This is a genomic window from Microbacterium sp. SY138, from assembly GCF_039729145.1.
GTDB lineage: Bacteria > Actinomycetota > Actinomycetes > Actinomycetales > Microbacteriaceae > Microbacterium > Microbacterium maritypicum_A.
On sequence record NZ_CP155793.1, the window covers coordinates 889,587 to 914,767 of the forward strand.

At 65.1% G+C, this 25,181-nt stretch carries 26 protein-coding genes and 2 tRNA genes; 15 read left to right on the forward strand and 13 right to left on the reverse strand.

Annotated features, from left to right (window positions below):
• Positions 1-33: 33 nt before the first annotated feature.
• The 5 genes from ABDC25_RS04125 (at position 34) to ABDC25_RS04145 (ending at position 3,408) form a co-directional block, all read left to right on the forward strand.
• A complete protein-coding gene (locus tag ABDC25_RS04125; RefSeq protein WP_347124973.1) occupies positions 34-1,038 on the forward strand; it encodes a hypothetical protein in 1,005 nt (334 codons plus the stop codon).
• Positions 1,035-1,829: an inositol monophosphatase family protein gene (locus ABDC25_RS04130; RefSeq protein WP_029259810.1), complete on the forward strand. Its 795-nt coding sequence runs from the start codon at positions 1,035-1,037 to the stop codon at positions 1,827-1,829. Before ABDC25_RS04125 ends, ABDC25_RS04130 begins: the two co-directional genes overlap by 4 nt.
• Positions 1,830-1,950: 121 nt before the next feature.
• Positions 1,951-3,159: a peptidoglycan DD-metalloendopeptidase family protein gene (locus tag ABDC25_RS04135; RefSeq protein ID WP_347124975.1), complete on the forward strand. Its 1,209-nt coding sequence runs from the start codon at positions 1,951-1,953 to the stop codon at positions 3,157-3,159.
• Between the two features lie 68 nt (positions 3,160-3,227).
• A tRNA-Thr gene (locus tag ABDC25_RS04140) sits at positions 3,228-3,299 on the forward strand.
• 35 nt (positions 3,300-3,334) lie between these two features.
• Positions 3,335-3,408, forward strand: a tRNA-Met gene (locus tag ABDC25_RS04145).
• Between the two features lie 313 nt (positions 3,409-3,721).
• Here the strand turns inward: ABDC25_RS04145 and ABDC25_RS04150 are convergent.
• From ABDC25_RS04150 to ABDC25_RS04175, 6 genes are all read right to left on the reverse strand, one after another.
• Positions 3,722-3,988: a hypothetical protein gene (locus ABDC25_RS04150; protein ID WP_021199019.1), complete on the reverse strand. Its 267-nt coding sequence runs from the start codon at positions 3,986-3,988 to the stop codon at positions 3,722-3,724.
• A 979-nt stretch (positions 3,989-4,967) separates the two neighbouring features.
• A complete protein-coding gene (locus ABDC25_RS04155) occupies positions 4,968-5,672 on the reverse strand; it encodes a hypothetical protein (RefSeq protein WP_021199020.1) in 705 nt (234 codons plus the stop codon).
• On the reverse strand, positions 5,672-6,787 hold the full coding sequence (locus ABDC25_RS04160) for a site-specific integrase (protein WP_347124978.1): 1,116 nt from the start codon (positions 6,785-6,787) through the stop codon (positions 5,672-5,674). Before ABDC25_RS04160 ends, ABDC25_RS04155 begins: the two co-directional genes overlap by 1 nt.
• A 215-nt stretch (positions 6,788-7,002) precedes the next feature.
• Complete coding sequence (locus tag ABDC25_RS04165) at positions 7,003-8,364, reverse strand: replication initiator (RefSeq protein ID WP_347124980.1); 1,362 nt, start codon at positions 8,362-8,364, stop codon at positions 7,003-7,005.
• Positions 8,365-8,928: 564 nt separating this feature from the next.
• On the reverse strand, positions 8,929-10,125 hold the full coding sequence (locus tag ABDC25_RS04170) for an FtsK/SpoIIIE domain-containing protein (protein WP_347124982.1): 1,197 nt from the start codon (positions 10,123-10,125) through the stop codon (positions 8,929-8,931).
• Complete coding sequence (locus ABDC25_RS04175; protein WP_021199026.1) at positions 10,125-10,523, reverse strand: hypothetical protein; 399 nt, start codon at positions 10,521-10,523, stop codon at positions 10,125-10,127. The genes ABDC25_RS04170 and ABDC25_RS04175 overlap by 1 nt, the downstream gene beginning before the upstream one ends.
• Positions 10,524-10,681: 158 nt before the next feature.
• Between ABDC25_RS04175 and ABDC25_RS04180 the strand changes: the two genes are divergently transcribed.
• Both ABDC25_RS04180 and ABDC25_RS04185 read left to right on the forward strand, forming a co-directional pair.
• Positions 10,682-11,290, forward strand: coding sequence for a hypothetical protein (locus ABDC25_RS04180; protein ID WP_021199027.1), 609 nt, complete (start codon positions 10,682-10,684; stop codon positions 11,288-11,290).
• Positions 11,291-11,442: 152 nt separating this feature from the next.
• A complete protein-coding gene (locus tag ABDC25_RS04185; RefSeq protein WP_347124985.1) occupies positions 11,443-13,041 on the forward strand; it encodes a hypothetical protein in 1,599 nt (532 codons plus the stop codon).
• A 251-nt stretch (positions 13,042-13,292) separates the two neighbouring features.
• Here ABDC25_RS04185 and ABDC25_RS04190 read toward each other — a convergent pair whose 3' ends face one another.
• A complete protein-coding gene (locus tag ABDC25_RS04190; RefSeq protein ID WP_347124987.1) occupies positions 13,293-14,003 on the reverse strand; it encodes an META domain-containing protein in 711 nt (236 codons plus the stop codon).
• 161 nt (positions 14,004-14,164) lie between these two features.
• Between ABDC25_RS04190 and ABDC25_RS04195 the strand changes: the two genes are divergently transcribed.
• Positions 14,165-15,229, forward strand: coding sequence for a zinc-binding alcohol dehydrogenase family protein (locus tag ABDC25_RS04195; protein ID WP_347124989.1), 1,065 nt, complete (start codon positions 14,165-14,167; stop codon positions 15,227-15,229).
• Here ABDC25_RS04195 and ABDC25_RS04200 read toward each other — a convergent pair.
• The 5 genes from ABDC25_RS04200 to ABDC25_RS04220 all read right to left on the reverse strand — a co-directional run bounded on the left by ABDC25_RS04200 (position 15,218) and on the right by ABDC25_RS04220 (position 19,651).
• Positions 15,218-16,006 carry a CPBP family intramembrane glutamic endopeptidase gene (locus ABDC25_RS04200; protein WP_021199032.1) on the reverse strand — a complete coding sequence of 263 codons (789 nt, stop codon included), beginning with the start codon at positions 16,004-16,006 and terminating at the stop codon, positions 15,218-15,220. The two genes, ABDC25_RS04195 and ABDC25_RS04200, sit on opposite strands and share 12 nt — an antisense overlap.
• Positions 16,003-16,830 (reverse strand): CPBP family intramembrane glutamic endopeptidase, encoded by an 828-nt coding sequence (locus ABDC25_RS04205; protein WP_347124991.1) that lies wholly within the window; start codon positions 16,828-16,830, stop codon positions 16,003-16,005. Before ABDC25_RS04205 ends, ABDC25_RS04200 begins: the two co-directional genes overlap by 4 nt.
• Before the next feature lie 88 nt (positions 16,831-16,918).
• Complete coding sequence (locus ABDC25_RS04210; RefSeq protein ID WP_347124993.1) at positions 16,919-17,227, reverse strand: hypothetical protein; 309 nt, start codon at positions 17,225-17,227, stop codon at positions 16,919-16,921.
• Between the two features lie 105 nt (positions 17,228-17,332).
• Complete coding sequence (locus ABDC25_RS04215) at positions 17,333-19,012, reverse strand: MDR family MFS transporter (protein ID WP_347124995.1); 1,680 nt, start codon at positions 19,010-19,012, stop codon at positions 17,333-17,335.
• Positions 19,013-19,651, reverse strand: coding sequence for a TetR family transcriptional regulator (locus ABDC25_RS04220; RefSeq protein WP_347124997.1), 639 nt, complete (start codon positions 19,649-19,651; stop codon positions 19,013-19,015).
• 178 nt (positions 19,652-19,829) lie between these two features.
• On the opposite strand from ABDC25_RS04220, the gene ABDC25_RS04225 reads away from it, so the two are divergent.
• The 5 genes from ABDC25_RS04225 (at position 19,830) to ABDC25_RS04245 (ending at position 22,166) form a co-directional block, all read left to right on the forward strand.
• Positions 19,830-20,270: an Asp23/Gls24 family envelope stress response protein gene (locus ABDC25_RS04225; protein WP_021199037.1), complete on the forward strand. Its 441-nt coding sequence runs from the start codon at positions 19,830-19,832 to the stop codon at positions 20,268-20,270.
• A 59-nt stretch (positions 20,271-20,329) separates the two neighbouring features.
• Positions 20,330-20,503, forward strand: a complete 174-nt coding sequence (locus tag ABDC25_RS04230; protein ID WP_029259828.1) for a CsbD family protein — start codon at positions 20,330-20,332, stop codon at positions 20,501-20,503.
• Between the two features lie 120 nt (positions 20,504-20,623).
• Positions 20,624-21,190, forward strand: a complete 567-nt coding sequence (locus ABDC25_RS04235) for an RNA polymerase sigma factor (RefSeq protein WP_347125000.1) — start codon at positions 20,624-20,626, stop codon at positions 21,188-21,190.
• Positions 21,187-21,807, forward strand: coding sequence for an Asp23/Gls24 family envelope stress response protein (locus tag ABDC25_RS04240; RefSeq protein WP_021199040.1), 621 nt, complete (start codon positions 21,187-21,189; stop codon positions 21,805-21,807). The genes ABDC25_RS04235 and ABDC25_RS04240 overlap by 4 nt, the downstream gene beginning before the upstream one ends.
• On the forward strand, positions 21,807-22,166 hold the full coding sequence (locus tag ABDC25_RS04245) for a hypothetical protein (protein WP_029259830.1): 360 nt from the start codon (positions 21,807-21,809) through the stop codon (positions 22,164-22,166). The genes ABDC25_RS04240 and ABDC25_RS04245 overlap by 1 nt, the downstream gene beginning before the upstream one ends.
• A gap of 66 nt (positions 22,167-22,232) precedes the next feature.
• Here ABDC25_RS04245 and ABDC25_RS04250 read toward each other — a convergent pair whose 3' ends face one another.
• The gene (locus tag ABDC25_RS04250) at positions 22,233-23,081 is read right to left on the reverse strand and encodes an SDR family oxidoreductase (protein WP_029259831.1); all 849 of its coding nucleotides are present in this window, start codon (positions 23,079-23,081) and stop codon (positions 22,233-22,235) included.
• 93 nt (positions 23,082-23,174) lie between these two features.
• Here ABDC25_RS04250 and ABDC25_RS04255 point away from each other — a divergent pair, with 93 nt between their 5' ends.
• The gene (locus tag ABDC25_RS04255) at positions 23,175-23,540 is read left to right on the forward strand and encodes a helix-turn-helix domain-containing protein (RefSeq protein WP_021199043.1); all 366 of its coding nucleotides are present in this window, start codon (positions 23,175-23,177) and stop codon (positions 23,538-23,540) included.
• A 99-nt stretch (positions 23,541-23,639) separates the two neighbouring features.
• The gene (locus ABDC25_RS04260; protein ID WP_021199044.1) at positions 23,640-25,181 is read left to right on the forward strand and encodes an APC family permease; all 1,542 of its coding nucleotides are present in this window, start codon (positions 23,640-23,642) and stop codon (positions 25,179-25,181) included.

The following is a 25,181-nucleotide window of genomic DNA, read 5'->3' on the forward strand; positions in this document are numbered from 1 at the left end:
ATGAAGGCATCGCCGCACGACGAGAGGATCGCCATGTCCCAGCCGGACATCACCACGCATCAGACGCAGGGTGAGAAGAAGAACATGTCGCTGCTCATCAGGGGTTCCCTGTGGATCGCCATCGGGGCCCTGATCGCCGCGGCGCTCGTGTGCGTCATCTGGGTGCTCATCGGCGATCAAGATGGTCTGATCGGCCGGGCGTTCCTCACGATCCTGCTGCTCGCAGCGTTCGCCGGCATCGCGATCCTCGAAGCCGGTCTCGCGCCGAACCGTCCCGACTGGCTCCAGTTGGCGAGCATGGTGAGCTGGATCGTCGCGCTCCTCGTCGGAGCCGTGAAGATCTGGCTGCCGGAAGACGGCTTCTACTTCGGTGCCGAGCGCTTCTTCCAGCTGCTCCTCGTGATCGGCATCCTTCAGCTCGCCCTGCTGCACGTGCGCCTGTTCACTCCCGCGGCGCAGCGATACGTCACAACATTCACGCGGGTCATCTACATCGTCACGATCACGTTCCTCGCTGGCCTCGTCGGCATGCTCGTGTTCTTCCTGGCCTTCCCGAACACGTTCCACTACGGCGAGCTCTACTGGCGCATCGTGGTCGCGCTGACGATCCTGGTGGCCGTCGGCACGACGCTGATCCCACTGCTGAACGCGCTCTTCGCTCCCAAGAAGAAGACGCCCGCCGATCGCGCTGTGGCATCGCCGCCGTCCTGGCCCACCTACGCAGACGGCATCACCCCGCTCCCGGCGCTTCCCGACGCATCGCCCGACTGGAACGCCTACTACACGGGGCACCCGACCGTCGTGCCGCCGCAGCAGGCGCTCGCCGCAGCGCCGGTCTCGAGTTTCCCGGTCGCGCCCCAGCCCACATCGCCACAGCCCGCTGCTCCGCAGTTCACGCAACCGGTCGCCTCGCCGCAGGTGGCTCCGGGAGAGCATCCGGTGCCACCGGCGCCGGCCGCGCAGCCGACGGCTCCTCCGCAGGAGACCTTGCCGGCCTTCCCGCCGCCTCCCCCCGCCCCGCAGCGGCCTGCCCAGTGACACTCGAACTCGAGCTCCTCGAGCTCGCGAGCGAGATCGCGGAAGAAGCCGGACGGCTCGCGCGCACGCGTCGACAGGAGGGGGTGCGTCTGGCGGCCACCAAGTCGTCGCTGGCCGATATCGTCACCGAAGCCGATCGAGAGGTCGAGGCGCTCATCCGCGAACGCCTTCGGGCCGCGAGGGCCGACGACGGTTTCCTGGGGGAGGAGACCGGTGCCGAGGCCGGCAGCAGCGGGATTACGTGGGTCGTCGATCCGATCGACGGCACCGTCAACTATGCATACGGCATCCCGGCGTACAACGTGAGCATCGCCGCCGTCCGCGGCGATCCCGATCCGGAGACCTGGGAAGCACTCGCCGGTGCGGTCAACGCCCCCGCGCTCGGCGAGATGTTCACGGCCGCCCGCGGCCAGGGCGCGTGGTCGAACGGCGACCGTCTCGAGGTGACCGGAGAGACCCCGGCCGGAGCGCTGCTCGCCACGGGGTTCGGCTACGACCCGACCACGCACGAGGGCGACATCGCCACCGTGGGGCGGGTGATGCCGATGGCCCGGGATCTGAGACGCATGGGAGCCGCAGCGCTCGACCTCGCCTTCGTCGCGGCGGGGCGACTGGACGGATACTTCGAGCGGGGGCTTCGTCCGTGGGACTTCGCCGCCGGTGCCCTCCTCGTCGAAGAAGCGGGTGGTGTGGTGTCGCGCATCGACATCGACTCCCCACGTCCGATGCTGCTCGCGGGCGGGGTGGAAGTGCACTCGCGACTGCGCGCCATCCTCGACCAGAAACATTGAACGATTCATGGCATTCCCAGACTGATCAAGATATGGTTTATGCGATCGTTACTTTCGCCACCCGAAGGTGAAAGTCAAAGTTTGCGCCCCCCGAGCTTGACGCACGACCGAGAGAAACGCTTTGCCCTTCGAGACTTCCCAGGCTGCCTCTGCGCCCACGCGCCGGTCCAGCCGACTCCGCACTGCGGCCTCTGAGGCCCCCGCGGCGGGACCGACGGCACCCATCTCTGCCGCCGAATCCGCTGCCGCGCCCGCTGCCGCCGCCCCCACTGCCGCGGTCGACGCCACAGCCGTCGCCCTGGCTGCTGTCGCCCCGCTTTCCCGGCGTGCCGCCCGCCAGCGCCCCACGGCCGACGATGTCGCCGCCGAGCCGCTGGTCGAGCCCTTCATCGCTCCGAACCCGGAGCCGATCATCGCCGATGTTCCCGATGTGCCCGGCGACGACGCCGACGCGTTCGAGCGTGCGTCGCGCGCGTTCCGTGCGACCGGTCCCGTTCCCACCGTCTCCGCAGCCGACCGTGCGCGGGCGCAGTCGGCGCGCGCCTCCGACGACGAGCCCGTCGCCTCCGTGCATGTGGCCGCCCGTCGTCCCCGCAACATCCGCAAGGCTGTGACTCTCAGCGCGACTGTCGGGGTGATGAGCCTCGCCGGTCTCCTCGCGGTGTCCATGACGCTCCCCGCCGAGGCGGTCGCCGGCGTGCAGGGTGCTTCGGCGGCATCGATGTCGCTGGTGTCGTCCTCCGCCGAAGAAGCGAAGGACACGGCCGAGGGTGAGATCCAGGCGTTCGTCGCGCCATCCGGTGTCGAGAGCGAGGCGCTCACCCGCGCCGATGACTTCAGCACGGTCTCGCTCGCCGAGGTCGCCGCGGAGCAGGGCATCAACTATTCGGGCGAGATCTTCACGAACGACCCCGACGCCGCGATCCAGTGGCCGTTCCTCGTCGGCGTGGGCATGAGCTACGGCTACGGCATGCGCAGCGGCCGCCTCCATGAGGGCATCGACTTCGTGCCGGGCAACGGCGCGCCGATCCAGGCCATCGCCGACGGCACGGTCCGCATCGCGACCGAACAGGGCGGTGCCTTCGGTGTCACGGTCTACATCGACCACGTCATCGATGGCCAGGTCATCACGAGCCACTACTCGCACATGCAGTACGGGTCTCTGAACGTCAAGGCCGGCGACACGGTGACGGTCGGCACTGTCGTCGGCAAGACCGGAAACACGGGCCGTTCCTACGGCGCCCACCTGCACTTCGAGCTCATCGTCAACGGATCGACCATCGACCCGATGCCGTGGCTCAAGGAGAACGCGGGTCGAACGTCGTACTGACCGGCTCGATTTCATGAGGACGCCACAGTGATGGTATTCTCGTACGGTTGCCCCGCGAGGGGCAGCACGCCCCGATAGCTCAGTGGCAGAGCACTTCCATGGTAAGGAAGGGGTCGTCAGTTCAATCCTGACTCGGGGCTCGCAAGCATTCTTCTCACGCGGACGGATGCCTCGCGGCAGGGTAGCTCAGCTGGTTAGAGCGCACGACTCATAATCGTGAGGTCGCGGGTTCAAGCCCCGCTCCTGCTACAGATCAAGACCCTCGGATTTCCGGGGGTTTTGTCGTATCCGGGGCGATGGCTGGCGCAGCGCAGGGGAGGGCTGTGCCGGTTTTGTGCCGGTAGCAGTCGCGATGAGGGGTGCAACCCCGTCCGAATCTAGGGATGCAGCTCGTTCCGCCCACCGAGAGAAAACCCTCATCATCGGCGTTACCGATTGAATATCACACAACGCCGATAGGCTACGAGTGCCCAGCGAGGAAGCTGGTAGGAGCGGGGTCGATATGTCGTCAGCAGTACAACAGTTACTACCCGAACACAACAGCTCATGCGAGCGAGCGCGGTTATCCGCCTGCAACTGCTTCTGTCACGGCGCTGGTCATCAACTTGACCTCATCAAGCGGGCAGTGACTTGCGCCTCCACTGGTGAAAACAACATCGGCCAGCTCCTCGCTGATCTTGAAGGTGTGTACGGCGGGTTTCATTCCAGTCTGCGTGACGGAGTCCCTGAAGCTCGACGAAAAGTTCCAGAAGATCTTGCACAGCTCGACCTCAATCGCGGTCGCGGCGCAACATGGGTAGAGACGCTGATTCTCGATGAGGCACTTCACGCTGCGTTTGTCGGTGTGGCTCGGGCTAGCGTCTCGCTAAGCAACTCTGAGCGGGAGAGTCGGAAGGCGTTCGTGATTCGGCTATACGAAGGCGCACTCCCTATCGTGGGTGGAGATGTGGAAACACACAATATCTGCGATGGACATCTCTGGTGCAGCGTGCTTGCAGAAGCGAACGACCCCCGTGCGCAGACTGCTACGCCGAGCGGGAACCAAGCCCCTCCTCATGGTCGAATCGCGTACCCTCGTAGCCGTCAAGCGCGTATTCCACTGCGATTGGCCGCGGTGAGATCACGCGGTCTGGCCCATGTTAGGTCAGCGGTCGGTTCGAGTACACCGGTTCCGGGTGCGAGTGAGATCGTTCACCTGCTGGGCGCAGCCACTTGCCCCGACCTTTGGCATCACCCCGCTGCCGTGCGTCATTCATTGCTCTCCTTCGTTGCGGCATCTACCTGGGCGCCCGCGGGCACAACGACCCTCGCATCTCGGTCTCAACTTGGCGTTCTTGAAGAACGGTGGGAGAAGCGTGGAAACTGGTGAACTTGGCTCGGAGAGGCGCAGGGGACGGCTGCTCCGCTAGTAGTAGGTGAGGAAGCTGCGCAGACGGACGAATCTACGGGCTGTCAGCGGCGTGGACGTCGGGGCAGTCCGCGAGACAGCATCCGCAGATCGGGTGTTCGTGCGTCCCCATGTCGGCCTCGTTCGGGCACTCGCAGTCCGGGCATGCGCAGCGAGTGCCCAGCGCTGGATGTCCGAGTTTGGCGCGCTCGGCATCAGTGAGGTCGGCGCTGACCACCACGAGGTGCGTCTCGCCGTCGAGCGTGACGTAGGTAGCTTCTTGATTTGGCATAACGGATCAGGATACGCGATGTCGTCGCGGTGCAGAGGGAGAAAGCTGTTTTTGCCGATAGCTCCCGATAGTTCGCTTCATTTATCGGCAACTATATGGACCGTCAGTCCTCGTACGGCGGCGAAGTCGTCAGGCCCAGGCTCCTCGATACGCGATCGGAAGCTCATCGTTTAGGGACTTGAGTATCTCGCGGAACGGCGGCAGCGAGACACTATCGCTCCAGAACTCGGTTGCTCCCGCCCACTGCGCGATCCAGAGAGGCGGCTCTGCGCGGGCTGCATCGACCCGGACGAGACATTCGCTTTCGAGCAGCCGCGCAAGGGTCCGGTTCTTCACTCGGACCGTGTCAAGGACGATGCCGCCAGCTTGCGCCAGTGCTTGGGGGCGGCTTGTCGATGCTTTCGAGATGCCGACCTTGTACAGTCCCGGCTCCTCAAAATGTATGAGGTAGACGACGCACTCCTGGTTATCCTCGACCTCGAAGTCCAACATGTCCCACGCATGCCGAAGGTACATCTTGATCTGTCGCGATTGATCTTCCGAGGAAGGCTTCGTGAGTTGACCCGTCCGGCGAAAGGCAACGGACAGATCGTCGTATCGAGGATCGGGGCGACGCCACGCCGCGAGCCAACTCCTTGCCTGGAGCCTTGTGGGATGTCCCGACCACCAACCTTCTCCGGGCGTGCGTGCGGCGTCGGGGAGGGCGCACCCGAGGATGGCTTCGATCTCGACGAAGCTCAGCAAGACCTCCTCCGCTTCCTCGTGGGTACGCAGGTAGTCGTACAGCGGCGCGTATGGCCCCATCTGCACCTCGTGGTGATCTCGCAGCGCCATCACTCTGTTCCCATCAGTTTGTCGAGCGCGCCGTTCGCGCGGACCGCTGCATCAGATCTTGCCCGGCTGTATCGCTCCGTGACCTGCATCGAGGAATGCCCGAGGATCGCCTGGACGTCGTTCGCAGCAGCGCCAGCATCGAAGAGCAGGGTCGCGAGTGTGTGGCGAAGGTCATGGATGCGCAGATCAGGGCGATCGAGTCGATTCCTCAGCTCGTCCCAGTCGACGGCCCGGCGAACATTCGATGTGTTGAGCCGGCCGCCGTTCGGGCCTGTGAACACCAGCTCGTTCCGTCCGAGACCTGCAACCCTGCGAACGATGATCGAGCGCAGAGCGGAGGGCAGCGGCACAGTACGTTCCTTGTGACTCTTTGGCGATTGTTCGCGCACTCTGCCACCGCCAGCAGGCGAGAAGCTACGCCGGACATGGATAACACCGTGCGCCAGATCGACGTCGCCCACCCTCAACGCGCTTGCCTCGCCGGCACGCATGCCCGTGTACACCAAGGCCGCCAGATAGTCGCGGTGAGGCCCCTCATCGACAGAGTCGAGCATCGTTGCAACCTCGGACAGCGTCAGTGCCCGTGAACGAAAGCTGGACGGGCGTTCGCCTCGTGGACGCCTCGCCAACCGCACCGGATTCACTCCGATGATCTCTGCACGCGCAGCGCCCTCGAGTAGCCGACTGAGCACAGCCAGGGCGTCATTGCGGGTGGACGCCGATCCGCTCCATCCCGTTATCGCGTCGTCCACATCACTCACCCCGATGGACTCGATCTTTCGATGGCCAAGCCACGGCTGCACTCGGAGTCGCCACCCACGTTCGTACGCCGCGGTCGTCGCGGGGCGTAGTCCTTCTGTAAGCGACGGCCAATGCCGAACCTGCCAAGCATTCAGCGTCATCCCACCGTCGGGGCGCACCTGCGAACGCATCTCGCTACGGATCTTCTTCGCTTCGCCGAGCGTGTCCACGAGGTAGCTCCGCTCTCGGTCTTCTCCGTTGAGGCCGGTAGCCCACACGCGGACCTGATACTTGTTGCGGTCCGCACGATAGCGAATGCCCTCGGGCAGCGGCTTGCGGGTCTTGGGATCGATCCGCGCGCTACTGGAGGCCACGAGTGCCACCCGCGTCGAGGAAGGTTTCGATTGTTGACAGCCTCCACAGCATGTGCTTGCCCATGTGCGCGTCAGGAAACGGGACCCGTGCCTGTCGTCGCAACGAATCGAACGTCGAGAGAGGCACGCGGCAGCGGGCAGCCACCTCCCGGCGAGTCAGGTACTTGTCCTCGACGGCCTCTGACTCAGCAGTGTTTTCGACCAGCTCAAGTTGTTTACGCATCACTCTTTCCTCTCTGAGATTCGAACCGCACCCGTCGTGCGTCTCGCCATTCACGTGCGGCGCGGGCGGCTTCGATCGCGAGAGCCCGGTCACCCTCATTCCGCCAGCCCATTCCCGCAAAGCTCCATGAGCCCACTACCAGCACCTCGTCGACGTCGTAGCCTTCCTCTTTGGCTCGTTCCACGGTGCGTGCCAAGCGCCAAGCGCGACGGGCTCCTCGGAGCGAGCCAAGTGTCACCGAGTACCGGCGCGACTTCGAGGAGAAGTGTCCACGGAAGCCCAGCATGTGCGACCACTTCCTGAGCAGCGCGTAGGGGCCCTCCGGACCGTTCTCCTCGGCAATCAGCTCAGCGGTGGCCTTGATCACTTTCACGTGCGGGCGGTCACGGCTCCCGCTACTGAGATCCTCCGTCGCCTTGGTGGCGTACTTTGCGATGTATGCCGCTACGGCTCGGTCAGAGAGCGTGCCGTCGAGCCCCTCACGACGAACGATCGGTTGAACATCGATCTGCGCACCCCACCGGAGAACCCGAGCGGATGCCTCTCCACGCACCGCCGGAGCCTCATACACGACTCGACGCGACGACTTCCGAACCGCAGCGATGAGACATGCTTCGGTCACTTGGTCCGGGGCAGGCGGGAACTGTTCTGTCGGGCTAACGCCGTCGAGCCGAATGATCGCGTGAAAGTGCACCGCTCCGCGTCGCTGAAACTCCGCCACTTTGGCGAACTGGACCCGTACGATCTCCGCAGCGGCTCTCTGAGTCATCCCGAGCTCGTAAGCCAGCTGCCGCCGGAGCTGAATGGTGAACCGCCTCCACAGCTCGGGTGCAAAGTACTGCCACACGACGTGGCCAACGTAGTCATAGCATTCCTCGCACAGCGGCTCGCCGAGGAGTCCGTCGTCGTCATCGTGATTGCAGAAGCACCCGCGCGGCTTGCCATGAACGCAGGTGCCACGTCTCCGCGAACCAGCCAGAGAGTGGACGGCACCGAAAGACGGAGCGGTGAGTGTGACGAACGCCATCGGGTGTTCGCCTACCCCTTCGGGAACCCCTTTCATCCCACCCGCAGCGCCAGCCATGATCATGTGCCACGTATCGCCCTTGTACTCGTGGCTGCAGGATTCGCAGCGACGGGCGCGACGGTTTCCGCATCTCGTGTATGAGATGCGGTCAGGTTGCGTCTCCGCCACGAACTCACGGATCACCTCACCGGTCTGCGGATTCATCGTGGCCGACGAGCCGGTGAGTCGAACCGGGTTGGAGCAGAATCCAACGCGTGCCGCGCCCGCCATCCATTGATCGAACTCGGAGCTTCGCAACCGCGCGGCTACGGCCTCAGCGATACTCAACGTCGACCTCCGTGGGCACAACGCACGAGAGTGGAGTGCGCGTCAGCGGGTCGATAGACAGCGGGCGACAGACTCTGTCATCGAGCCCATCGGATTGCTGCTGGTCCTGCCAGGCGATGATCTGCGCATCAGAGCACGCAGGATTCGCGATGCGTACGTCGACCGAATCCTCATCGGCAACGGCCGGAACCTCACCCTGCGGGAACCACAGATTGCAGGGGGAGGGCTGCCTGTCTGGTGTATCCGATGAAGCGGTCGTGGATGCCGTTCCGAGTGTGTAACCGGCAGCGGCACCTAGACCGAGCAGGAGCGCTGCTCCCATAATCGACGCGCCGAGAACGGCGACTGTTCTCTTGTTCATGATTCTTCTCCTGATCTGTTCGTTGCATTCGACCGTGATGCTCGCGGACGCCGTGCCCCTGGAGCAGCTACCTGCTCGACGACCTCGACAGGGCGTGGACGCGGGGTGGCAAACGTCTCAGCTGCTTCCCTGATCTGCGCGTCAGTCGCGAAGGCTGCCCGCACACGCACCGGAGGCCCTGTTTCGGGAAGCACGTACGCGACTCAAGGCGTAGACGGCGAGATCTCGTGACACATCGCACCCGCTGCAACTGCCCCGTCGCCAAGAACCATGGCCGTCTCGGTGCGGTCACGGAGCCTGAGCCCTACGGTCTGTGTGAACAGGCCCCGCGCCGGGAGCGTCTCCTTGCGGGGATCCTGCAAGCACGCGAAGACGATGAATCCCACCGCCCGTCCTTGGGATGCGAGCGTCGCGATTGCGGCATTCGCGCGGCGGAGCATGTCTCGATCGGTTTCGTACGATGTCAACGCTGCAAGCTCATCGATCAGCACGATCACGGTCGGGCTGTCGACCGAGGCGACGTGCTGCCTGGTCACCCCTGCAAGCTGGCGCGCTCGTATCTGCATCTGCGCGACAGCGTCTTCCAAGAGCGCTACGGAATGCGCTGCATCGTCTGCGAACCGCGTGAGCAGACGGCGGCCCATCGCAAGCTCCATGCCACCCTTGCGGTCGATGCCCCAAACTTCGATGAGGCCGGAGTGGATGGGCTGCGCCAGTCCCAGTAGAAGGCCCCACACGAGCGAGGCTTTACCGCTGCCGGATGACCCCGCGACCAACGTGTGTGGGCCGAGCGGGAGCCGCCAATCGTGACCACCTTCCGACACGCCCATCAGAACTGATCTGCCGTCCCAGTTGCTGCCGAGCTGAAGCGCGAACGAACGTGCCAGCACGTCGACGTAGTCGATCCGCAACGCGAGCGCCCCGATCTGCTGGCCTTCTACGGCAACTCGAACGGCGTTGAAGGCCTCAGCGATGCGCCCTGTCGCCGCGACAAGATCCTCCCGCGCCAGTCCCGGAGGCATCGCAACGGGAAGGAGGCACGTCCATCCATCCCATTGCGGCTGCCCCGCGCCGGACACGAGGGGATTCCCCGCGATGTCCTTGACCTCTAGCCGGAGGTTGCGGGCCAGGGCAGGCCATGACGCCAAGATCCGTGCGCCCATCTGCTCTTGCCACCGCCGGTGCAACACGGTGTCCAGATCACGCGCTGCAAGAAGGCGGCGCAACACGACCACTGCGAACGCGCCCACCACCAGCCAGTTGACGAGCTGGCCGACGAATGGCACCGCGCTGAAGAGCCCGAGGACTATGAGCATTGGGACTAGCCACCATCCGCGACGCCACAGGCGCGGCAACTCACCAGCCCAGTACGCGCGTTCGATCCGCCATGACCAGTCCATCAGTCGTTGCTCCTCGGCTTGCCTGCGGGCTTCATTTCGCGAGCGCGGAGTGAGAACGCAACGCGCGGACGCCCACCGTTCTCCTTGACATACGGAGTGACTGAAAGACCGTCGAAAAAGACCGGGCGGAAGGGGAGCCCGTTGGCCTCCGGCGGTGCCGCAGGTTCCGCGATGCTCGCGATCTTGACTGTGACCTCGTTCTGTCCCTTGCGGGCCTCAGGGTCTGCGTCGATCACGCGCACCTGCCAGAGCGGGTGCCCGGTGTTCTTGTCCAGATCCTGTCCCTGCCGTTCTCCGTCATCGGACCACTTCGCGACGGGCTCGACCTCGCCGACCATGAACGCTCCACGAGGGAAGTACGCCTCGAAGCTGACCGGGATTCCTGACTGCAGTGCCATTGCTCATTCCTTTCAGTTGGTGATGCTTTATCTCTGTACGGAAGACTGCACGTCAGTACGGGTTTTAGTCAATGTTCGGTTTTTGTCTTTTTCTAGTCATGTACTCCTTACGGCAACGGGTTGCTCTCGGATAGGCTGTCGAGCATGGAGGTTGTGCGATGAGTGAACTGTCCGCGCTACCCGTGTGGGGCGTCGTGCCGCTACCGGTCGCCGCCGTTCTTCAGCGACTGAAAACCAAGGCGGCAGATGCTGTCAACGCCATGGACGCGGCGCAGGTCACTAGCGGCACGCCGCAGAACCACGACGAAGCGTTCTTGAAGATGTCCGCAGCGGCTGAGGCGGCGGATCGGGCGACTCGCGACTACCGGAGTGTGTTCAATGCCTACGCTCACAGGTTCCACAAGCCGAAGCCGCCCATTGGCGAACTTGCCGCTATGCAGGGCACCATCACTCAGTCGTTCGCTTCTCGCTACACGGCGAAGACGGTCGGCGCGATCGAGGCTCTTCTTTCACCGGCCCCGGACCTTGATGCCATCCGGCTTGGCATCCGCGCGCTTGGGTTCAACGACCTTCGGGGCATCTCGCCCGAGCTGGACCGTCAACTTGCTCTGGCGGAAGCCGACGCCAAGTTTGTCCCGTGGAAGCCGGTGCCAGACGCATTCGGGCGCTACTCCGTAGTTGGCAGTGCGGCTGATCAGTCTCTCGGTGATCTCAGCTTCGACCTGACACGCAAGGTCTCGTCTCCCGAGGCGGTAGCGGAGCTGTGAGAACTTTCTTTATTCGTTCAAGGCCGGCCTTCGGCCGACGTTAGGTGCCGCTGCGGTGCGTCCGGTCCTCGCTCCGCTCCGGTCCGGGCGCTCCTCGCACCACCTAACGTCATCAGCGGCGAACTGACCCCACCGTTCGCTAGTCTCATCTCATGCCGACGCTTACTGCGATCAACGCAGCTCTGAACAAGATCCCTAAGCGTGCGGAGTCGCGCGCCGAAGCAGAACTTCGATCAACGTTCGAGGACTCCGGCGTTGGGCTCGCGCTCGACACCGTTGATCACCAGATCATCTACGGCCGACGAGGCACGGGGAAGACCCACGCGCTGCGCTATCTATCCTCGATTCGCGGCGACGTGGAGAACATCACTATCTACGTCGACCTCAGGACTATCGGCTCGGCTGAGGGAATCTTCGACGGCGAGAATGTAGGCCCGGTCGAGAGGACTGCGCGCCTGCTCGTGGACCTTCTGAATCTCATCCACGATGAAATCTTGCAGGCAGCGCTCGACGATGAGGGCCTCGTGACCAACACGTCGTTTGTCTCTGCACTCGACTCGCTTCTTGAATCCATCAGCGCGATTCGTGTCACCGGAACAGTTGCTCGAACCACTCGCAACAGCAGCCGTTCGCAACGCAGCTCCAGCGTGGGGGCGAGCATATCTAGCAACGGACAGATCGCGGCGCACTTTGAGGCAGGTGACGAAGAAGCTAAGGAGACGGATCGAGAGGAAACTCGGCAAGGCGAAGAGAAGATCTCTCTCAACTTCAGCGACGTCGCCCGGGCGCTTCGGTCACTAGCGGAAACACTCTCCGCGAAGCGAATCTGGGTGCTGCTCGATGAGTGGACGAGTGTGCCGCCCGAAGTCCAGCCGTACCTCGGGGCATTCCTAGTGCGTTGTCTGCTGCCGCTTCAGCCGTTTACGGTGAAGATCGCGACGATCGAGCAACAGGCTGTGTTTAGACGCCAGCTCGGGAACGGCTCCTTCGTCGGGATTGAGGTCGGTGCAGATATGTCAGCCAATCTCAACCTCGATGACTTCATGGTGTTTGAACAGGAAGAAGAACGAGCACGTGCATTCTTCCTCAGTCTGTTTTTCAAGCATCTGACCGCAAGCAGCAAAGAAGAGCAGGGAGAACTCCGGCTGACTCGTGAGTCCGAACTGATTTCGCTTGGGTTCACAGACACGCGCGCGTTTGACGAGCTCGTCCGAGCGGCAGAAGGCGTGCCGCGAGACGCGATTAACATCGCCGCGAACGCCGCCTGGCGTGCTGGCGATAGGAAAATCTCCATTCCAGACGTTCGGCGAGCTGCCCGCCAGTGGTTCCAGAACGACAAGGAACGTGCCATTGCTGACGTGCCCGAGGCACAGGCCCTCCTGAACTGGGTGATTGATCGAGTCATTCGTGGCAAGAAGGCTCGAGGTTTCTTGGTCAATCAGAAGGACAAGGGCGCGCGGGCGCTTGTGGCGCTTTTCGACGCACGCGTCCTTCACTTGGTCCGGCGGGGCTATTCGGCGCAAGACGCCCCAGGAGAGCGGTACGACGTGTATGTCATCGATTATGGTGCTTATGTTGACCTCATCAACACCCAGAATGCGCCTGCTGGCATGCTCCCGATGGAGGAAGCCGACGGCAGCGATGGACACGTCGAAGTTCCAACGCAGGACCTCCGAGCTCTGCGACGCGCGGTTCTAGACTTCGACGAGTTCGGGAAAGAAAGTCTCGACGAGCCGAACGAAGAACACTGAAGCGCCTCATCGGTAGCGCCGCTTCAGTGCCGGTTCCGTGCCGGTACCTCCGCTGAAACCACCCTCGACCAGCAACGACCAACCATGACATCTTCCGCGGAATCACGCGGGAATCCGCGAGTAACGAGCATCAGCTGTCCCGCCGCATCTAACTCATAATCGTGAGGTCGCGGGTTCAAGCCCCGCTCCTGCTACAGAACGAAACCCCGGTTCGCCGGGGTTTTTCTGGTTCCCGGGGTGCGATCCGAGCCTCAGCGCGCCGGTTGCAGGCCTCCGATGGGTGAGTCCATATCGCCGTTGACGTACATGTACCTGTCGACGATGTCGGCCGAGCGACCGACGCTCAGCCAGGTGTCGACGCCGTCGCACACGTTCGTCGTCTGGGGGACGAGCGCTTCCAGGTCGATCCTGCCGGAGGACTCCTGCGTCCATCGGCCGCTCAAGTCGTTGCATCCGTCGTTGCCGTCAACCGTGCCGTCGGCGGAGAACCGCAGGTACGGGGTGCCGCCGACGCTCGCCTCCCAGTCTCCGACGGGGTCGGGGAGCGGCGGTGGCGTCTCGACCGGAATCTCGCCGCTCGCGATCCTGTCGTTCCGCTCGTGCATCGGGGCCAGGCCGACCTGGAACAGGATGCTGGTCACGATCGCCGACAGCAGGACGAGGACGACGCCGAGCAACGGGCCCCAGTACGCGGGCTTCCTCGTGCGTCGGGACACCACGGCGACGACCACCGCCGCGAGGACCGAGGCCCCGATCGCCCACGGATAAGCGGCGCGGGCGCCGAAGGCGAGATCCAGATCGCAGTCGCCTTCGCAGCCGACAGCGCTGAACGACTCGAGGATCTGCGCAAAGTACGTCACGAGGAGGATCAGAGGGATGAGGATCCACAGGCTGACCGCGAGTCCGCGCCGATCCGACCGTTCCTGGTCCGCTGTTCCGACCGAGGAGTTCGCCGCGCGCATGCCGTTGAATGTAACAGCCTCGCTGCTGGGTATCGCGATTCGGCGCTCCTTGCGGCGGGAACGCTCCGCCGAGGTCGCCCATCTCCACGATGCAGGCCAGTATCTTTTGGATACCAGGAGCGCTTGCGGGTAACTAGAGTGCTTCGGATAGCGTGACGCGCATGACAACCATGAACACTCCGAACTCCGCCTCCTCGTCGCATCCTCTCCCCGAGCGCATGCCCGCGATCGGCGCCCGCGGTCGGCGTCCCGCGACCGATCCCACGTCCCTCAGCGACATCTCGCTTCCCGTGCCGAACCCCGTCGGTCGAGATCTCCTCGTCGAGGTGCAGGGCGTGTCGGTGAATCCCGTCGACGTGAAGGTGCGCGCCGGCGCTCCCACGTCGGGTGCGCCGCGGATCCTCGGATATGACGCGGCGGGAGTCGTGGTCGCCGTCGGTGACGAGATCACGCGTTTCGCGGTGGGGGATCGCGTCTACTACGCCGGGCAGATCGACCGCCCCGGCACCGACGCCCGATACCACCTCGTGAACGAGAACATCGTGGGGCATGCGCCGCACACGCTCTCGGTGGCCGAGACGGCCGCTCTGCCCCTCACCGTCATCACCGCCTGGGAGAGCCTGTTCGACCGCCTCGCCCTCACCCGCGAGAGCGAGGGCGTGCTCCTGGTGATCGGTGCCGCAGGGGGCGTCGGATCGTTGATCATCCAGCTCGCGAAGGCGCTCACCCGTCTCGAGGTCGTCGCGGTGGCCTCTCGGCCTGAGACGGCGGAGTGGGTGCGGAAGATGGGCGCGGATCACGTCGTCGGCCGTGACTTCACCACCGAGGTGTCGGCCCTCGCTCCGACCGGTGTCGACTACGTGTTCACGTCGTTCACGCCCGGCAACGTCCGCGCGATCGCCGACGTCATCCGTCCACGAGGACAGGTGGTCTCCATCGACGAGACAGGGGGCAGCATCGACGCGCTCAAGGCGAAGAGCGTCACTTGGCACTGGGAGCTCATGTTCACCCGGCCGGTCACCGACCCCGCCGATCACTACCAGCATGACCTGTTGGAGAGCGTCGCCGCCCTCGTCGACGACGGCACCCTCCGCACCACGGTCACGACCCACCTCACCCCGCTGAACGCCGAGACCATGCGTCGGGCGCACGAGATCGTCGAATCGTCGCGCACCATCGGGAAGGTCGTCGTGACCGACTGGCCGGAGGCAGACCTATTGCAGTGAGGCCGACCCGAGCGCGGGGGTGCGCTCGTCCACTCCGCGGATCACGACCCAGACGATCGCGACACCGACGATCCCCACCAGCAGGTAGAGGAGGTTGGCGATCACGGAGACCCCGCTCGGCGTGCCCACCCCCGCGGCGAAGACCGAGAAGTCCCACACGCCGTGCAGCACCATCGCCCAGATGAGCGATCCGGTCACCCGGCGCAGGATGTAGAGCGCCGTCCCCATGAGGAAGGCGGTGCCCACCTGGCTGACGGTGCCGGCGAACGGTGCGCCGAGGAGCACGTTGACGAAGTGCATCACCGCGAAGAGGGCCGAGGAGAGGAGCCACACCCAGACCTCGGCGAACCGGGATCGCAGAGCCGTGAGCAGCAGTCCGCGGTGCACGATCTCTTCCGTGAAGCCGACCAGGAGGAGCACGAGCGAAGCGCCGAGGAACGCACCGCTGTACGCGCTCCAATCGGTACCGGCGAGATTCAGCACGGCGGCCACGGCGACCAGGATCGGTACGAAGATCGGCCAGGTGTGACGGCTGCGCTGCGCCTCGTGGATCGCCGGGCCCCACCAGCCGAGCAGGCTCGTGGTGATCGCGAGGAGAATCGTCGCGACGATGAGGGAGAGCCCGGCGCCGAAGAAGAGGTTGCCGGCACTGTCGCCCCATGTGTCGTAGGGGATCCCCGTGGACTTCTGGATCGCGAACACCACGACGATGTAGCCGACCCAGATGACCAGGCCGATCCATACCCGCGGCTGCACGCGGAGCGACGGCGCCGTCATGCGGGGCGCGTCTCGGAGAGGGACGGCTGGGCGTCGCCGACGCGACCGCGGATGAAGAAGATCAGCACGAACCCGGTGATGATCACCGCGATGTTTCCGAAGGCGGCGAAGGCCGTGAGCGCACCGTCCGCGGGATACGCGGACTGCAGGAAGATGCTCGGGTCCGTGCTCGCGTGCAGCAGGATCGGTGCGATCAGCGTGCCGGTGACGCGAAGGGCCAGATACATCAGGATGCCGAAGGCGAAGGTGTACAGGACCTGGATCGCGGTGGTCAGCAGAGGCTGTCCCGAGAGCAGGTTGCCCGCGTGGAGGAGGGAGAACAGCGTGGCCGAGATCACCGCGACGACGATCTCGCGGTAGCCGGCCTTGCGCATCAGGGTCACGACCAGGCCGCGGGTGAGGACCTCCTCCGTCAGCCCGATCAGGAGTCCGGTGAGCAGCCACGTGAGGACGACGTCGACGCCGACAGCTCCATAGTCGATCGTGGCGAACCGGAGGATGTTGAAGAGCAGGACGACGACGATCGCGATCCACATCCAGCCACGGCCGCGGATCGGCTGCCGCGCGAAGAGCTCGCGCCACCATCCGACCGACAGGGTGAAGAGCGCCAGGATCACCGCTCCGATGATCTCGGGCAGCAGGTAGAACACTGCGACACCGGCTGTGCCCGCCGGGTCCTGGACCTGCTCGGCGAGAGGGGTGAAGACCAGTGACAACAGCTGGAACAGGGCGAAGTAGACGGCGGTGAGCAAGAGGGCTCGCCACCAGCCGCCCTTCTCCCAGAAGGTCTTCCAGAAGGATGCGGCGGGTGCGGGTGACGACACGGGGACTCCAGGCGAGGTGGGGGACGGCCTACTGGTCGTCAGTCTGGCGCAGACCGACATATCGCGTCCACCTGATCATCACGGCGTGTCAGCGTGGTGCAGACCTTCTGTCGTCCGCGCCGCGGGCCGGGGGAAGGTGCGGGATCGGGATGGGGCGCGTCGCTCGGGAGGTGTCCTGGAACCGCCGCACGGCCTCGAGGACGTCTTCGGCGGAGGAGTAACGCAAGGCGAGCGGGAGGTCGCGGCGCCACAGCACCTCCACCTCGGTGGGGGCGTCCTCGAAGATCGTGCAGACGACTCTGCGGTGGTCGTTCTCCGGGTACTGCAGATCGTGGATCGCCCAGTCGCTCGCGCTGACCTCGACCAGCGTGAATCTCCGGTCTGGATCGTGCTCCATCATTCTCCTCGCTGCCCCCACGATGAACACTGCTCGATCGGGACGCGAAAGGGGAGCCCCTTGACAGAGAGCCGCCCCTGCCCCAGGCGGGCAAGGGCGGCTCGCTCAGCGCGCGACGGGCCTGGAGCCGGGGTCCGTCGGCCCGGCATCGGTCGTGGCGTCGGCGACGGCCGCATCCGACCGTCCGCCCCCGCGCTGCTCGGCCTCCAGCCGCTCCGCCTCGTCACCGCTGATGGCCTCGCCGCGTGCGACCAGTCCGGCCTGATCCGACAGCGGGATCTGCTTGAGGAACAGCGAGAGCAGGAGCGCGAGCACGATGAACGGGACGAGATACCAGAACACCGGCGCCAGGGCGTCCGCATAGGCGGTGACGATGCCCTCTCGGACCTCGTCGGGCAGGGAGCTGAGCGTCGACGGATCGATCGTCGACGCGGCCTCGGAGGCCGCCTCGGGTGAGGCGCCGGCTCCCGCGAAGACGCCGAGCAGGTTCTCGGTGAGCCGCGTGGTGAAGATCGTGCCGAACACCGCCGTGCCGAGGGAGGCGCCCACCTCGCGGAAGTAGTTGTTCGTGCTGGTCGCGGTGCCGATCTCGCCGGCCGGGACCGCATTCTGCACGACCAGCACGACGACCTGCATGATGAGGCCGAGACCGGCGCCGAACACGAACAGGAACACGCAGATCAGCCAGATCGGGGTCGACGCCGACAGCGTGGTCATCGAGACCATGGCGATGCCGGTGATGATCGTGCCCAGGATCGGATAGATCTTGTATCGGCCGGTCTTCGAGATCGCGATGCCCGAGAAGATCGAGGTCCCCATCAGGCCGACCATCATCGGGATCATCAGCAGACCGGATTCCGCGGCAGAGGTGCCGGAGGACATCTGCAGGAAGGTCGGCACGAATCCGATCGCCGCGAACATGCCGATTCCGAGGACGAGTCCGATCGCGGTGGCGTTCACGAAGATCGGGTTGCGGAACAGGCTCAGCGGGATGATCGGGTCCTGCACTCGCGACTCCGTGATCACGAAGGCGGTCGCTGCGACGACGAGTCCGGCCCCCCAGGCCCAGGTGGCGAGCGAATCCCAACCGAACTCCTTGTCTCCGCCGAAGTCGGTGAAGAAGATGAGGCACGTCGTGGCGATGGAGAGGAAGATCACCCCGAAGATGTCGATCGGCTTCTCGGCCTTCTTGCTCGGCAGCTTGAGCGCGAACAGGGCGATAATGAAGGCGGCGATGCCGACCGGGATGTTGATGTAGAACGCCCACTGCCAGGTGAGGTGGTCGACGAAGTAGCCACCGAGCAGTGGACCGGCGACAGCCGAGAGGCCGAAGACGGCACCGAGCGGTCCCATGTACTTGCCACGCTCATTGGCGGGGACGATGTCGGCGATGATCGCCTGCGACAGGATCATCAGACCACCACCGCCGAGACCCTGCAGTGCGCGGAACACGACGAACATCCAGAAGTCGGTGGCGAACGCGCAGCCGACCGAGGCGAGGGTGAACAGCGCGATCGCGACCAGGAAGAGGTTGCGCCGACCCAGGACGTCGCCGAACTTGCCGTAGATGGGCATCACGATGGTGGTCGCGAGCAGGTAGGCGGTGGTGATCCACACCTGGTGGTCGACGCCGCCGAGCTGCCCGACGATCGTCGGCATGGCGGTGGAGACGATGGTCTGGTCGAGGCTGGAGAGCAGCATGCCCGCGATGAGGGCGCTGAAGATGATCCAGATGCGGCGCTTCGTGAGCAGGAAGGGCGCATCCTTCGTGGCGGTGACGGACATTCAGTGGGCTTTCTGTGACGGCGCGTACAGCGATCGGGCGAGGTCGAGGCGTCGGGTGATGAGGTCGGCGAACGACTCGATGGACTGGTGATGCAGGAGCTGGTCCATGCTCATGCGCACGAGCGCGCCGACGGTGTGCACGACCACCTCGGCGCGCAACTCCGCGTCGGCTGTGTCGTCGGTCTGATCGGAGCCTTCGGCGTCGACAGTGCGGCGCAGGATCAGGCCGACATCGCGTCGTTCGTTCTTCGCGATCTGCTCGAATGCGGCCTTGAGCAGACGCGGCTCCTGCTCGATCACGGCGAACATCGCCGGGGCGTCTTCCACGGGATTGAAGAGCTCGAAGCGGCTGATCGTCAGCTGGATGAAGTCGTCGATGAGGTCGCCGCGGCGGGCGGCGAACTCCTCCTCGAGCGCCTCCTGGCGGGAATCGATCGTCGCGAACCCGAAGACCGCGTTCTCCTTGCTCTCGAAGTAGTTGAAGAACGTGCGACGGGAGACCCCGACCTCGGCGCACAGCTCCTCGATCGTGAAACCGGCGAAGCCCCTCTCCGTCGTCAGTCGCCGCGCGGCATCGGTGAGGGCGCGGGAGGTGTCCCGCTTGCGTTGCTCCCGCAGTGAATCTGCATTCTCGCTCATGGAGTGCAATATTGCACTCTCAACCTTGGAGTGCACTGAGAGTGGTGCGTTGAGCCTTCACGAGAATCTTTTCGACCGATCTGTGACATCTGCCCTCCGGCATACGTCTTAGTGATGGCGTCGCCGACCGCGACCTGCGCACCGCACTGCGGGCGGCACACGGATGAAGGAGCTCACGATGACGAACACGACGGGTGGCATTCAGCCCGAGATCCAGGTCGTCACTCCGGTGCAGGGGGCTGCAGTGGGGACGACCACGATCGAGGATGCGGTGATCGCGAAGATCGCCGGCATCGCTGCGCGTGACGTCAGTGGGGTCCACACGCTCGGCGGGGGCGCCGCGCGCATGGTGGGCGCGATTCGGGATGCGCTCAACACGACCGACCTCTCGCAGGGGATCAGCGTCGCGGTCGGCGAAGCACAGATCACGGTCGATGTGACGATCGTCGCGGAGTATCCGGTGTCGCTGCAGAAGGTCGCCGACGATGTGCGCGCAGCCATCCACCGGGACATCGTCGAGCTGGTGGGCGTGCAGGCCGTCGAGGTCAACGTCACCATCGACGACGTGCACGTGCCCTCCGACGATGACAACGACACGGACGACGCGCCGACCGCATAGGGCGCCTCGTCGAAGACGCGGTCCCGAACTCCGGGGCCGATATGGGAGAAGGAGAAGCCATGAGTGCTGAAGACAAGATCAAGGCCGCTGCGGAGAAGGTCTCCGGCAAGGCGAAGGAGACCGTCGGCAAGCTCACCGACAACGACAAGCTCGTCGCCGAGGGCAAAGCCGAGCAGGCGAAGGGCGACGTCCGCGACGCCGCCGAGAACGTGAAGGATGCCTTCAAGAAGTGACGAGGCGGGGAGAGGCCGCGCGGCCTCTCCCCGATCCTTCCCAGGTGGGTGAGAAATGATCCGATCCGGTGGGGCGACTGTTCCGAACCTCTCAGGGGATCGGGTCGAGGGGTGGGGTAGATGGAAGACCAACGCTTTCGCACAGCGCTCGAACATGCGGACGACGGCATCGTCGCCGGCCGCGCGATGGATGGCGACGTCGCGGCGTTCGCGGTTCTCGTGCGCAGGTACACGCCCATGATGCGGGCGTACACGCAGCGGATGCTGAACGCATCGGCCGATGTCGACGACATCGTCCAGGAATCCTTCGTCACCGCCTGGCAGCGGTTCGGCGAGCTCGACGACCCGACCAAGGTGAAGAGCTGGCTGATGCGGATCGTCAGTCGGAAGGCCGTCGATCGCATCCGTGCGACCCGACCGGCCGTGGACATCGACTCGATCGACCGTCCCGCCCCGCTGCACGCGTCGCCGACCGCGGTCGTCGAAGCGCGCGCGGGCGTCGCGGCGCTCGGTGCCGCCCTGCGCGAGCTGCCGGATGCGCAGCGCGAGTGCTGGGTTCTGCGGGAGATCGGCGGGTACTCCTATGAGGAGATCTCCGAGGAGCTCGACATCCCCGTCTCGACGGCCCGCGGACTGCTCGCCCGAGCACGGAAATACATGATCGTACGGATGGAGGAGTGGCGATGACCGACGACAGAGAGAGTCCCGACGTCCGCCGGCTCGGCCTGGAACCGACCGATCTCGACGGGCACACGCTCGACGAGCTCACCGACTATCTCGATGCGGGGCGACAGCCCGCAGATCGCTCGATCGACGAGTCTCCCGGTTGCCAGCTCGCACTCGACGCACTGACACGGCTGCAGGGGCTCGGTGCCGAGCTCATCGCTGCGGAAGCCGCTGCCGAACCTCCGGTCGACGAGAACTGGGTCGATCGCATCCTCAGTGGCATCGCCATGGATGCGCGCGCCGGAAGGCGCATCCCATTCGAGTCTCCGGATCCGCAGGTGGATCTCGCGATCACCGAGGGTGCGGTGCGAGGACTCATCCGGTCGGCGGAGAACGCCGTGCCCGGCCTTCTCATCGGACGGTGCCGACTCGACGGGGACGTGACCCGACCCGGGACCCCGATCCGTGTCGAGATCGATGCGAGCGCGCTGCACGGACAGTCCATCCCGAAGGTCGCCGCCGAGCTGCGAGCCGAGGTGGATCGTGGTCTGCGTGCACACACCGAGTTGAACGTCGTCGCGATCGACATCGCGATCAGAGACATCCGGGAGGTGTCGTCGTGGGCGGGGGAGAGCTGATGGATGCACAGGAGCGCGGCGAGCTCGCCGCAGCGATCGAGGCGGTCGTCCGGTCGACGCCGGGCGTCCGCAGCGTCTATCGGTCCGGGTCGTTGATCTCGAACCTGCTGCGTGCGGGGGCCGAGGCGATCGGCGTGCGCACGAACGAGGAGCCGATCGTCTCCGTCGCCGGGAACGGTGACGGTGTGGTCATCGAGGCGACCCTCGGTGTCGACTCCGCAGCGCGTTCGGCGGAGATCCTCCACGCCGTGCAGGCGGCCGTCGATGCGGTGCTCGCGGAGCGCGGCGTCCGCCGTGAGAGCATCACCCTCACCGTCGCTCACGTGCAGGTTCCGGTGCAAGCGCACGCGGCGACCTGACCCAGCGATGAAAGCCACCGCGTGCCGCCGTCCGGGGGGACGACGGCACGCGGTCTCCCCGCGGGATCAGGCGGAGGCGGCGCGCAGCCCCTCGACGAGCGGGGTCGTCGGGCGGCCGATCAGACGTGCGAGCGTGCCGTCGGTGTCGCCGAGGGCGCCGTTCTTGATTCCGGCGTCGAGCGCAGCGACGAATCCGGCCGTACCCTCGTCGAGGCCGGCGCCGCGGAGCGCGGCGATCTGGTCGTCGAAGCCGAGCGGGACGTACGAGACCTCTCGTCCCGTCACCTCGGCGAACGCCGCGGCGAGGTCGGAGTAGTTCCAGGCGACGTCGCCGCCCAGCTCGTAGACCTCGCCGATGTGCCCGTCCTCGAGCGCCACTGCGGCCGCGGCTTCGGCGAAGTCCTTGCGGCTCGCCGAGGCGACACGTCCGTCTCCGGCGCCGGCGGCGAGCACGCCCGTCTCGGCGGCGCGCGCGAGGTCGGCGGCGTAGTTCTCGGTGTACCAGTTGTTGCGGAGGATCACCGCAGGCAGTCCCGCGGCGGCGATGAGCTCTTCGGTCGCCTTGTGCTCCGGCGCCAGGATCAGGTCGCTCGTGGTCGCCTTCGGGGCGCTCGTGTAGACGAACTTGGAGACGCCGGCGGCCTTGGCGGCCTCGATGACCGCCTGGTGCTGTGCGACGCGCTGGCCGACTTCGGATCCGGATACCAGCACGACGGTGTCGACACCCTCGACGGCAGCGGCGACGGATGCGGGGTCGGTGTAGTCGAGGGGGACGACGCGCACGCCGAGATCAGCGGCCTTGGCCGTGTCGCGGGCTCCGGCGACGATCGACTGCGGGTCGGCTCCGCGCTCGAGCAGGCTGGCGATGATGAGGCGGCCGAGGTTGCCGGTGGCGCCGGTGACGAGGATGGTCATGAGGGTCCTTTCTTAGGTGACACCCTCGACAACCCCGGGGTGGGCGTCCGGCATTCCAATCCGACGGTACCCACTTTGAAGTAAGGTACCCACATGACGGTTAGTTTCGCGCAGATAAAGGAATCGACTCCATTCGTCTTCGATCAGAATTGTGGAACGCGGGTCGTCCTCGATCACATCATGAGCAAGTGGGGAGTTCTCGTGCTCTCCTGCCTGTCCGACGGCACCCACCGTTGGGGTGCGCTGCGTCGGGAGGTCGGCGGGATCAGTGAGAAGATGCTCGCGTCCACTCTGCGCACGCTCGCGGACGACGGGTTGGTCCACCGGGAATCGCTCCCGACCGTGCCCCCGCACGTGGAGTACAGCCTGACGCCGCTCGGTCGCGATCTGATGGAGCGGATGCTGCCTCTGATGGAGTGGGTGGCCGATCATGCTGACGCCATGCTCGAAAGGACCTGAATCGACGGAATCCGTCGTCAAGGCGCATATTGTGCTTCGGATTCAGACGGTAGAAGAAACCCATTGACGCGATAACCGTTGTGGCTCTACTGTTCTGACATGGCAGCAACGACGCCGATTCATCTGGAACGACCCGACGGCAAGGGTCTGGCTGCGGGAACACTGGGACTCTGGGGGTCGACCGTCATCGGTCTCGCCTCGACGGCCCCGGTCTACTCGCTGGTCGCGACGCTCGGCTTCGTGGTGCTCGCCGTCGGCGCGCAGGCTCCGATCGCCTTCATCATCGCCTTCGTCCCGATGCTCCTGATCGCCTTCGCCTATCGCGAGCTGAACAACGCGGTGCCCGACTGCGGCACGACCTTCACCTGGGGGACCAAGGCGTTCGGCCCCTGGGTGGGATGGATGGGCGGTTGGGGTGTCGCGGTCGCCGGCATGGTCGTGCTCGCCAACCTCGCCCAGATCGCCTCGGTCTACTTCTGGTCGCTGATCGGACAGGACCTCGAGAACAACGACTGGCGTGTCGTGGTCGTCGCCGTGCTCTTCATCGCGGCGATGACGTGGGTCAGCTGGCGCGGGGTCGAGATCGGCGAGCGCATCCAGAACATCCTGCTCGGGATCCAGTACCTGGCGCTCGCGATCTTCGTCGTCGCGGCGCTCTGGCAGTTCTTCGCCGGCACCGCCCCGAACCCGACCCCCTTCGACTGGGAGTGGATGAACCCGTTCGCGTTCACCGACTGGTCGGGCTTCACCGAGGCCATCCTGCTCGCGCTGTTCATCTACTGGGGATGGGACACCTGCCTCGCTCTCAACGAGGAGACCAAGGACCCGAAGCGCATCCCGGGTCGTGCCGCGCTGCTGACGACCGTGATCCTGCTGTTCACCTACGTCGCCGTGACCATCGCGGCCATGATGTACGCGGGTCTCGGCGAGGACGGCACGGGCCTGGGCAACGAGGCGAACGCCGACGACTTCTTCCTGGCGATCAAGGACGGGCTGCTCGGCCCGTTCGGATGGGTGCTGGTGGTCTCGGTGATCATCTCGGCGATCTCGTCGACCCAGACCACGATCCTGCCGACGGCCCGCGGCACACTCGCGATGGGTGTCTACCGTGCCCTGCCCGCGAAGTTCAAGGACGTGCACCCGACCTACAAGACCCCGTCGTTCTCGACCATCGTCATGGGGGTGGTCGCCTCCGTCTACTACGTCGGGATGACGCTGATCAGCGACAACATCCTTCAGGACTCGATCCTCTCGCTCGGTCTCGCGATCGCGTTCTACTACGCCATCACCGGCTTCGCCTGCGTGTGGTACTTCCGCAAGGACCTGACGTCGTCCGCCCGCGAGTTCTTCTTCAAGGGCCTGTTCCCGTTGCTGGGCGGACTCATGCTCACGTGGGCGTTCCTCCAGTCGGCGATCGACATGTGGGACGTCGACTACGGCTACACGGTGCTGTTCGGCATCGGCGGCACTTTCGTCATCGGTGTCGGATCGCTGGCCTTCGGCCTGGTGCTGATGTTCGTCTGGTACCTGTTCCCGCGGTCGAAGCGGTTCTTCCGCGGCGAGAGCCTGAACCGCGAGACCGAGGTGATGGTGCCGGACGAGCCTGCGGTGACGATCCGTTCGATCGACGGAGGCATCTGA